The organism is Crocosphaera sp. (assembly GCF_030064895.1).
GTDB lineage: Bacteria > Cyanobacteriota > Cyanobacteriia > Cyanobacteriales > Microcystaceae > Crocosphaera.
The window spans coordinates 1-10,647 of the sequence record NZ_JASJEB010000152.1; the positions used below are offsets into that span (position 1 = coordinate 1).

The 10,647-nt window shown below is 35.2% G+C and carries 9 protein-coding genes; 5 read left to right on the top strand and 4 right to left on the bottom strand.

What is annotated here, in order from left to right; all coding sequences use genetic code 11:
* The first annotated feature begins 331 nt into the window (after positions 1-331).
* Positions 332-808 (top strand): hypothetical protein, encoded by a 477-nt coding sequence (locus QNJ66_RS24920; protein WP_300511360.1) that lies wholly within the window; start codon positions 332-334, stop codon positions 806-808.
* 41 nt (positions 809-849) lie between these two features.
* Here QNJ66_RS24920 and QNJ66_RS24925 read toward each other — a convergent pair whose 3' ends face one another.
* Positions 850-3,492, bottom strand: coding sequence for a chloride channel protein (locus QNJ66_RS24925; RefSeq protein WP_300511361.1), 2,643 nt, complete (start codon positions 3,490-3,492; stop codon positions 850-852).
* A 155-nt stretch (positions 3,493-3,647) separates the two neighbouring features.
* Here QNJ66_RS24925 and QNJ66_RS24930 point away from each other — a divergent pair, with 155 nt between their 5' ends.
* Both QNJ66_RS24930 and QNJ66_RS24935 read left to right on the top strand, forming a co-directional pair.
* Entirely contained in the window at positions 3,648-3,890 is a 243-nt protein-coding gene (locus tag QNJ66_RS24930; RefSeq protein WP_300511362.1) for a helix-turn-helix transcriptional regulator, read from the top strand.
* Positions 3,890-5,110 (top strand): hypothetical protein, encoded by a 1,221-nt coding sequence (locus QNJ66_RS24935; protein ID WP_300511363.1) that lies wholly within the window; start codon positions 3,890-3,892, stop codon positions 5,108-5,110. Before QNJ66_RS24930 ends, QNJ66_RS24935 begins: the two co-directional genes overlap by 1 nt.
* A gap of 32 nt (positions 5,111-5,142) precedes the next feature.
* Here QNJ66_RS24935 and QNJ66_RS24940 read toward each other — a convergent pair whose 3' ends face one another.
* The 3 genes from QNJ66_RS24940 to surE form a co-directional block, all read right to left on the bottom strand.
* A complete protein-coding gene (locus tag QNJ66_RS24940; RefSeq protein WP_300511364.1) occupies positions 5,143-7,089 on the bottom strand; it encodes an N-6 DNA methylase in 1,947 nt (648 codons plus the stop codon).
* 90 nt (positions 7,090-7,179) lie between these two features.
* Entirely contained in the window at positions 7,180-7,773 is a 594-nt protein-coding gene (locus QNJ66_RS24945; RefSeq protein WP_300511366.1) for a DUF3727 domain-containing protein, read from the bottom strand.
* Between the two features lie 66 nt (positions 7,774-7,839).
* The gene (gene surE, locus QNJ66_RS24950; RefSeq protein WP_300511367.1) at positions 7,840-8,661 is read right to left on the bottom strand and encodes a 5'/3'-nucleotidase SurE; all 822 of its coding nucleotides are present in this window, start codon (positions 8,659-8,661) and stop codon (positions 7,840-7,842) included.
* A 600-nt stretch (positions 8,662-9,261) separates the two neighbouring features.
* Here surE and QNJ66_RS24955 point away from each other — a divergent pair.
* Complete coding sequence (locus QNJ66_RS24955) at positions 9,262-9,459, top strand: hypothetical protein (protein ID WP_300511368.1); 198 nt, start codon at positions 9,262-9,264, stop codon at positions 9,457-9,459.
* A gap of 345 nt (positions 9,460-9,804) precedes the next feature.
* Entirely contained in the window at positions 9,805-10,533 is a 729-nt protein-coding gene (locus QNJ66_RS24960; protein ID WP_300511369.1) for a hypothetical protein, read from the top strand.
* Positions 10,534-10,647 lie beyond the last annotated feature (114 nt).

Here is a 10,647-nt window from a genome sequence, read left to right on the forward strand (position 1 = left end):
TATTTCCCATTGGGAATCTGTTATATCTGACGGATAAGAACGTCTCTTCATAAAACTGTCATAAAAACTTATTCCATAGTTTTATAACCACAAATCTGTGCCGCCTAATTTCTTTATCTTTTCTTTACAAACAGTCTCTAAAGGATGATGTAGGTAATCTATTATGGTATGAAGTTCGAGTGGTTTATGAATTGAACAGAAAAAAATTATATTTTTACGATCAACCCCAAGATGTTATTGATCAATATATAGCAGAAGGAATTTGGAAAGAATTAAGAAAAATCATCAAAAAAACTTTACTACCTTACTAATTAAAAATTAAGAGTGAATCATGAAAAATTCTACTAGATTAAATTACTTAAAAGATATTTTAGAACTTCTCTATGAAAAATTAGGGGAGTTCCAAAAAGAGTTAGTTATGAACAGTAATCTATCTGCTAAATTTGAACTAAACCAACGTATCAAACGAGAAATTATTCCCTCAATTCGTAAATACGAGGCTGAATACTGGACACTTTACCCACAAGAGGAAATTATTCTTTCTGATGAAGAAGCAGAAAAGAAACTAATTGAGATAGAACCATCTTTGATATCTAGAGAAGAAAAATCCTTTAATGATTATCAGTTACAATCTATTTCTTTGCTGCAAGAGATCCGAGACAAATTAAATGAAAATCAAACAGCTTCACCAAAATTAAAGTTTGCTATTCCTTTACTTCTTCCTATAGCTTCTTATGAATTAGAGATAGAAACAGATGGTATGATGTATCAAATTTGGAAAAAACTTAAGGGAATATTGAGGAGGTAAAGATTGAATCTTAGAAAATATAAAAGCTTCAATTATCATCATTAATTATCCAATTTTCCTCGCACTAAAATCATTGTACTTTTAACCTGTTGAGCGATGTTTTTAGGAATATTGCCCTGCATCACTTGAGTTAATAACCCTTCTCTACTAACGCCCAACATAACCACGTCACAACTTTCGGACTCAGCCAAATGAACGATCGCATCAGTCACAGACTGGGAACGAATAGGAAGGGGAATAACAGGGCGTTCCAGTTCTTCTTTTAATTGTTTTGCCTTAGCTTCTAAAGATTGATAGTCAGGGGTCGGTTGATGGGGAGAAAACACCTGACATAACCAAATAATAGGGGAACGAGGACGAGTATATAATTGGGTCAACCCGGGTAATAATTCTATGGCCCGCTTTGCATTGGGACCACCAGCAACCGGAATCAACCAAGTGGTATCTTTATCTAAACTGTGGGGATAAGATTCTTCTTCTTGTCCCAATTTAATTATTACTAACTCACAAGTCGCCTTACGAATTAAAATATCAATTACCGGTCCAAAAACACTGCCAGGAGTCTTATTATTCGGGTTCCATTCTAAGACCATGAGATTTATATGTCGTTCTCGAATGGTATCTAAAATAGCTTGGGCGCGATCGTGGGCAACACGAATTTGAGTATGAACAGAAATCTGATGTTGACGGCCTAATCTTTCTGCCCTTTGTAATAATTGACGACTATGTTGAGTAATCACAGGAGTTTGTGCAGGATCGCTATGTTTCGGAATCGTTATCACTTCCAAACATTCGATTTCTTGGTTTTGTTGTTCGGCGATCGCTGCACTAATTTTAAACAAAGAACTAGCTGTATTAGCATTTGTCAAGGGTAATAAAATGCGACCCACTCCCACTAAAGGGGCCCGAGTTTGATAAGCAATATAGGAGGGATCGGGAACCACTTCATTAATAGTGGTATCATCTCCTTGTAAGTGGTTGGCTTCGATGCGAATAATATCCGTTCGGGTGATAATTCCTACTAATTTACTCCCTTCTGTCACAGGAAGACGGGAAAGTTGATAACGGTTAAGCAGGTATAAAACATCGCTTAAAGAAGCCTCTGCTTGCACTGTAATAGGTTTTAGGGTCATAAATTCCCATAAAGGGGTATATCCTGGCACTTTCTTCAATTTGGCCAGATCCGTTTGCGTGACAATCCCCACTAATTTACTTTCAGACAAGACCGGAAACCCTCGATGACTCGAGGTAGACATCGCTTGTATCACTTCATCCAGGGTGAAATCGCTGGATAAGGTTTCCACCTGAGACTGCATTACTTGTGAAGCTGTTAATTTGGAGAGAAAATCCTGTCCTGTAGCCCCCTCATTGATATAAATACCCCTAGCCTTTAACATATGTTCGTAGAGAGAACCCTTGGAAACACTTTCGGCCACAATATAAGAAACCGCACAAGTAACCATTAAGGGTAAAACAATATTAAAGTCCGTATTTAATTCAAAGACAAAAACGATGGCAGTAACCGGAACCCTAACCACTGCGGTGAAAAATGCCCCCATTCCTGCCAGTGCATAAGTAGACTCTGTGCCAGTGCCGGTGAAAAACTCTTCTAAATCTCCCACTAAATACCCTAACGCAGATCCCAATACCAACGCCGGACCGAATAAACCGCCGGGGGTATTGGCACTATAGGCCAAAATGGTCAGGAAAAAATGAGCTACAAAGGCCAATAAAATGCGACTCCATTCTAATTCCCCTTGTACTAAATCAATACGTAGTCCTGTATTATCTCGAAAGAAAGGGGGTAGCATGGCAATAATTAGACCCGAAGCCATTCCCATTAAGCCAATACGCCAGGATAAAGGTAAATTAAGGTATTTTTGTATTTTGACGCTTAGTAACAGTCCCCGATTAAATAACGCCCCTAATATTCCTGCTAATATGCCTAGCAGTAGATAAAAGGGAATTTCTGAGGCAGAGAAGGCAATATCCGGCAGTTCCAATAAAGATGAGGGAAAATTAAAAGTAGAAGATTGTAAAATTTGGGAGACAACCGCCCCAGTAAAGGAAGCCACGATCGCCGTTTCCAGGGTTAACCCTGAAACATCTCGCATTAACTCTTCAATCACGAATAACACCCCGGCGATGGGGGTGGTAAAACCGGCCGCCAGTCCTGCTGCTGCCCCGGCTGCGATCATTTGTCGTCGATGTTCCGGGGAGGTGGGAACCCAACTACTCAGTTGCGCTGCTAAAGCTGCCCCAATATGTACCGTTGGCGCACGACGGCCTAAGGTTAAACCACCCCCTAACACCAAAATAGTGCCGATTAATTTAATCACTGCTACCCGTAAAGATAGGGGAACCGGATACCGTGCTAAAGAGGCTTTTACCTGCGTCATACCGCCTCCTGTAGCTGTGGGAGAGAGGGTTTCGATCAGCCAACCGGCCAAATAACCGAAAATCAGTCCTCCCAAAGGTAGCACCACTATGCCACCAAATTGATTGGCCAAGGCGACACGCTGACCCCCTAACCAACCCACTCCTTGTTTGAGAATTAAGGCTGCGATCGCCGATAAAACTCCAATTAAGCAAGCTTCTACCAAAGCATAACGGGTATCAGTGGCATTGAGAGCAAATGATTTGAGCCAGCGATTAAAACGTTGAAATATTAAATGAGGCCCCATGAATTACCAAGATCACTCCAGTCTCTGTTGATCATAGAAGATATTTTAGGGGGAGAAGGTAAAATCCTCTATATTTTTTATTGTTACTTATAGACTTCAAAATGTTATTTATTGTCTGTAGAATTATTGTCTACTATGATCGGAAAATAATTTATGTGAAACACAAAAGCAATTCAGATATTAGAAAACGTTTTGGCCAAGCCATCAGGAGACGGAGAAGGGAATTAGACTTTTCTCAAGAAGAATTGGCAGAAAAGTCTGAACTTCATCGTACCTATATTTCAAGTATCGAAAGGGGAAATCGTAACCCGTCTTTAGAGAATATTAAAAAACTGGCTGATGCACTAGATATATCTGTTGCTGCTCTTTTCGTAAATTATCATATTGAGGAAGATTAGTGACTGATTTAGAATTAGGTTTAGAAGCGGAGAGTCTACTCCCATTTGTTCAAAATGCGCTCACTTTATCTACTTCTGACTTAAATAAATTGACAGAAAGATTATGGTGTTTTTCATCATCTTTACGACAACCGAAAAAAGATGATGCTTCTTGTAATAAAACTCCATTGTTTAAACGTTGGGATACGGATTCAAAAACCAGTCATCTGAGTTCAGATGATCCGAGATATTGTTCTGAACAAGACTGTAAAAAAATAATAGGAAAATTATTAGCATTATTATTAGAAAGTCATGGAATTGATAATTTACCATCAGAAGCTGCCGTTATAGCAGGAAGCTTATTAAATAGAGAAATAAAACTAAATAGTCTTCGATGTGTTAATACGCAAAAAAAGATTTCGGTCAACGATATAAAATTAGCAATTAAATACACAACATCACGGTTAGGAAAATATGAAATCCCTATTTCTTATATTAGAGAACTCAACAAAGGAGGTAAGCATACTCATAGTAATATTGGTTGGATGAAACCATTACATGTCAATTATGGACTGAGAGAGTCTTTAAAACACTATTTAACTAATAATCTTAATATTAACCGTAAAACAATTAACAATGTACTAGATAAAATTCAAGTTAAAGCTTATTGTACGGATAAAGCGACAATACCTCCCTATTATTCAAACAGAGACTTTAGATGGGCAACATGGACTAATGGAATTCAATATGCTTCCCATTACCAATGTGCAATGATTGAGTTAGAATTGATGTCACAATTATATGAATTTAGAAATGCTCCCAGATTAGATAAAAATTTAATATCAGAAATTCAAAAAATTAGACAAAACTTAATTTTAGTAGATGGAAGAAAATGCTTTATTACAGGAAAAATATTAAATTTTGATGAGTACATCGATGCTGCTGTTAATCCAAAAAGTGGCAAATCAAGATATCATGTCGGCCATATTTTACCTTTAACAAGAGGAGGGAAACACTCCTATAATAATATCGCTTGGGTTAGTGATGATGGTAATCGGATTCAAGGTAATGATACCATAGAAGAAATTGAATCAAAATTAGTTGACGCAGTAGAATATCATCTTAGACGAGATATGGAGTCTGTCATTATTCCTGAAATCTTTAACGAAAAAGTTAAAACATTATGGCATTTATTAAATGATGTTAGGGAGAAGTTAGGAAAGAAAAAAATCGATTGGTAAGGTGTAGAAACAATAATCAAACTCTGTTTGTTTTAGTTTTTTGCGACTAAATCAATACAAGCTTTTCTTGCTAATTCTCTAGCTTCGATTCGCTCTTCAATCGACTTTTTAACCATTTCTATAACTCGTCCTAAAACGTTTTTATTTTTTGGAACTGGTAATACTAATTCTCTGATTCTATCTCCTAAAGAATCTATGATATCTTGGGTGAAACATTTTGCTTTGATCTGTTTACGAACGGGTTCAGATGTTAAAGCGACTAACAAAAAATAAGGAGACAGTTTAGAAGTATCCATAACTCTTAATTTATAAATATGGCTTTGATATATAATTTTGGTATCATATTTAGTAATAAATCCGCAGGTTCCTATTAAATAGGAACCATCTTTAACCATTAGAATATCATTTTCTTTAACATCTTGTTTATACGAAAGAGAATTATAAATATCTTCACTGATACAATGTTTAGGATCTCTTTTAATTTCCCAATTAGAAATATCTGTTGTTCTAACAAACGGTATTATACCCGTTCCATAAGCAAGTTTTCCAACTTCATCGCCAGTTTTAACTTGTATTAAACCTGAATCAATCATGTCTCCTAATTTGATTAAATCATGGGTTTCTTGTAGTTTGAATAGTTCATTTTTAACTTCTGGATTATAATATCGAGGTGAAAAAACATAATTTTTAACTTCATCTGAATCAATTATATATCCTAAAAGGGTGTCTTCATTCAGTTGATTATCAATATATTTTTGATATTTAGTTGAAATTTTAGGAAGATCATCTTGGTTAATTTGTCTTCCACGACTATCATTTCCACACCATTTCGCTTCTGCCATAAAAATTTTATGTTTATTTTTATTTAGTTGATTTTTAAATTTTTTATACATCAATAATAAACAAGTTTTTGTATGAGTTCCCCCTTTTCCAGATACCTTAAATAAAGATTCTGGCATTCCAATCACTGCTTTTATCTCTGCTTTTTCCTGGATATAGTTCATAACATATCGATAACTTTTGCTAGAAATTAAACTTTCAGGAATAACTATCCCTATTCTTCCTCCAGGTTTTACAAGAGAAATACATCTTTCTATAAAAAGAACTTGCGGAGGAACAGAAGATTGTAAAGTATTAAATTTAGTAAACCTATTTTTACTTTTATCAAAATGCCATTTATATCCTAAAATAAATCCTGCTTTTGTTTCCTCGTTAGCTGCAATTATTTTACTTCCAAAAGGGGGATTTGCTAAAACAACATCGAAAGTACCTAGTTTTTTTTCTAACGGATTATTAAAATTCCAAGCTAAAGAATCTGTACAAAATACATTAGATAAATCAAGGGATATTAGTGATAATCTTGCTGAAGCTAAACGAACTAAATATTCATCTTTGTCTATCCCAAATAAATAATTTTTAACTTGTTCCTGCTTGATTCCATAACCAATCAGATGACGAGCAGCAGCATTGAGAAAACTTCCAGCACCACAGGCTGGATCAATAATAGTTTCTCCTGGTTGTGGATTAACAATTGAAACTAATAATTCTACAGCATTTTGAGGGGTAAAAAATTGTCCGTGTTGACCTTTGGACAGTGAACCACAGAAAATTTCATAAGCATCACCAAAAGGATCTCTACTAAGATTATTAATATCAAGATTCTCCAAGGTCTGATCAAGATAAATAAGATTAGATGAATCAAGTTTGAATTCATCTTCTGAATCAAAAATATTAGGTAAAATAGAACGGAGATAGTGAAAAGTTTTTTTGTACTCTTTTGGTATGTCTAATGTATGTAATTTTTTGTTATGCTCTTTAATATAAAGCTTACATAACATACATTTAATTACTTCTTCAAGTAAAACTTCATCTCTTGTTGCACCAATAAACTGACCAGCTAAATAATTACGAATTTGTTGTAGTGTATCTTTATAATTTAATGGTAGACATAATTGTGTTGAGTAGTTTTGTTGATTCAATTTTTGTGATCTCCTTGAGATAAAAATTAAAATGATTAAGATTAAGCCAATATAGTAAGTTAAAATTAACTATTCATGATTAATAATTAATCATTCCTCCGTATCATCAAATAATAATTCTTCTAAGATGATTTGCATTTGTTCATCTTCAGGAGATACTAACTCTACTTTTCCCAGTAAATTGTATTTCGCTAAAAAAAGTAAAGGAGATAAAGGAGTATAAATAGAATATTTATGTTTGTTATGATAAAAATCTGTTAAAAATTGCAACTCTTCTGAGTCTATGGATGGCTCATCTTTGTCTAATTCTAACGTAAGAACACCATCATCTTCTATGGGAGGTAATTCTCCAGTTAAAGTGAGGGTAAAAGCTGTTAATTTTAAGGTTAAATCTAATTCAGCTAAAACTGCTTTAGCGTCGGCAAAAATTTCCTCAATTTCTTTAGTATCTTCTAATAAAACAGCATTACTAATTTCATCACTGTCATTACCGTCTTCCTCCTCACCATCCCAAGATAGAATGACCACAGGAACATCGACAGGCATTAATAAGAGATAAGTTCCATCATTTCCTTCAATAGCGTTTTCTATGTAACAATGGAGGGTCAAACCCTTTTCATCAGCTAGAGTAACACGATCGATATCTTCGTAATCCCTTTCTTGATTGTATTCAAAAGATGACATGGTTTTAAATAGGACTGCGATTGCATTAGAATATCACACATTGTCATCAAAAATTGACTCCGATGATTAAAGTTGCCAGTCTAACCATTTATTTTTTTGTAAATACTCAAAACTAGCCACATCCGTCAAATTATACTGCAAAGGGGTCAGAGTTATATAATTTTGTTGAATTGCTTGTACATCCGTGGGAATATTAGCTGGTAGATGAATATGATCCGGTTGTTCTATTTCTGTGACTAATTCTCCTGCTAACCAATAATAGCTTTTTCCTCTAGGATCAAGACGTTTCTCAAAGTTCTCGATATAGCGACGTAACCCTTGACGGGTCAAGATGACTCCTGCGATCGCATCGGCGGCCACTGGAGGAATATTAATATTAAGTAGGGTACTGTCAGCAAGGGGATGATCCTGTAATTCTTGGATCAAACGTACAGCAAAATCAGCCCCAGGTTGGAATTGACGGGAGGAAAAACTGGCTAAACTCATGGCAATACTAGGAATTCCTTCGATAATACCTTCCATTGCCGCCGAAACTGTCCCTGAATACAACACATCTGTCCCTAAGTTAGAACCATGATTTATCCCTGCAACGATAAAATCCGGTGGGGAGTCTATTAGGGTACTTAGGGCTAATTTCACACAGTCTGAAGGAGTCCCAGAACAAGACCAAGCGGTGATCTTGGGGTCAAAAAAGTCTTCTACTATTTCGGCCCGAATGGGTTGATGAAGGGTTAAACCGTGACCAGTGGCCGAACGTTCGCGATCGGGACAAACTACAGTCACATCATGGCCTGCTTGGGCTAAGGTATTGGCTAAGGTGCGAACACCTAAGGCAAAAATGCCATCATCATTACTGATTAATATCTTAATGTTAGAAGGATTAGTCATTGTATTTCTTATATTGAAGACCCCAACAAAAATTATGCCCCAAGAATGTACATTCTTGGGGCGACTTATTATATACCAGCCTTATATATAGGTAGCTGATGGCTTTTATTCAATGACTTCATTGTAAATTTATGTTGCGCAGTCTTAGCATTTTTTTATATTTTCTTTAGATTTGCTGTGCATAATTTGTTTCAAATCACTATTTCATGGGAAAAGTGGGGTTTTCCCTTTAGTTGTCTTGGGGTAAACTTTTGTATACTTATCATTCACAAAACTTTATACAACCAGAAATTTTCAGAGAAGTGGAAAGATTAAGTACAAAAGGAGGGAACAAAAATAGAGATATATAGTCTTTTAGATAATATATGGTTGATTTATTGAATATTTATTGGTGTTTAACTCTTGTTAAGTCTAGCTTTAACCGTTATTCTTCTTCAGAGATTTATCCCACTTGAAAAATACGAAAAGAGTTCCACTTATTTCCACTTTATACCACTTATGATAATCGCTAAAACCCTGAATATACTTGGTTTTTGGGACTGACATCACCCTTAAGCACCTCATAAGATAAGGGTAACAAGAGGACAAGGGGTCAAACAAATGTTAAACAACACCACCAACAACACCGTTATTATCCGTAACTACATTATTCTTACTGCTACTGTTATGTTTGCTGCTATGGGTTTAACCGATACATTTTTAGCCCCCACACGAGCGGGACAACAAGATCGTCTCAACAACTACGGACAAGTGGTCAGTGCTGGACTGGTTTCCTACTCCCGAACTTTAGGACGTTAATCAAGTTTGTTTGGTTTCCTCTTGCAAAATCCCCGTTATTATATATAGTATGGGGATTTTTTATATTTTGATATTTATTTTTCCTGTGATTATTATTAAAAACTATTCTAAATCCCATTACTTTCCTAATCATACTGCTTAGTTTTATATACTAATAAATAAGTAATATATATCTTCAACTATTGATGGTAATATCCCTCTTCTGTCACTTTCCGCAAATCTGACGAATTTCCGTCATTACAGACAACGACACTCAACGAAAGAATCAGGTTTTGATACCCATTTTTCGGAGTCTGACAGAAGAGGGATATCATATTACACTGTAAAAAAGTTCATAAGTTAATTATGATTAATCCAGATATTATCTTCTCTCAACAAAAAGACCAACTTGTAAGGCTACTTGATAAAGCGGGCATCTTAACTGAGAAACTTCAAAGTTCTCAGGTACTGCTTGAAGAGGCGGAAAATCTGAAGAAGACTGTTGAAATAGTCAGAAAGAGATGCAACGAAAATATGTTTGATATTCTCCTTGTTGCTCCATTCCAATCTGGAAAGTCAACAACGGTTAATGCATTGGCTGATGGAAGAGAAGTTTCTCCAAGAGGATTAGGTGGGGGCGGAGTTAAGACCAGTGCTTGTATTGTTAAGGTACAAAGTATTGTAGAAGGAGAAGAAAAGGCAATCATCAAATGGAAAGATGATGAACAACTTTGTTATAGTATTGATGATTTTTTAGGAGCAACTTTACGACAAGAAAACCTTGATTTAAGTCAAATATATGAGTTATCTAAAAGTGAGATAGATCCGTTAAAGAGAGAAGAGTATAGACGAAACTATTTTAACCAGATAGATTTTATCAGAAATCACGAAGTGAAAATTAAATTAAAAAATAAGCTAAAAAATGAGGTAGATATTTATAACAATGACCGTTCAAATTACGGAAGGAATAAATTTGATCAATTAAAATTTGCGTCGTCCATACTGAATTTTTTTGATCGTCAAGATTTAATCGTTCTGAAGAATAAACAAGATTTTTCGTTAGACGAAATCCAAGATATTAGAGACTGTTTGTAAAAAGAAAATGAAAAGACTTTTTTAAAAAATCATCCCTAATAAACCTATGAGAAGTTTATTAGTTTTTAAGAATGGAGGAAAATTAATAGTGGGGAAGCCAGGTCAGAAATTTGG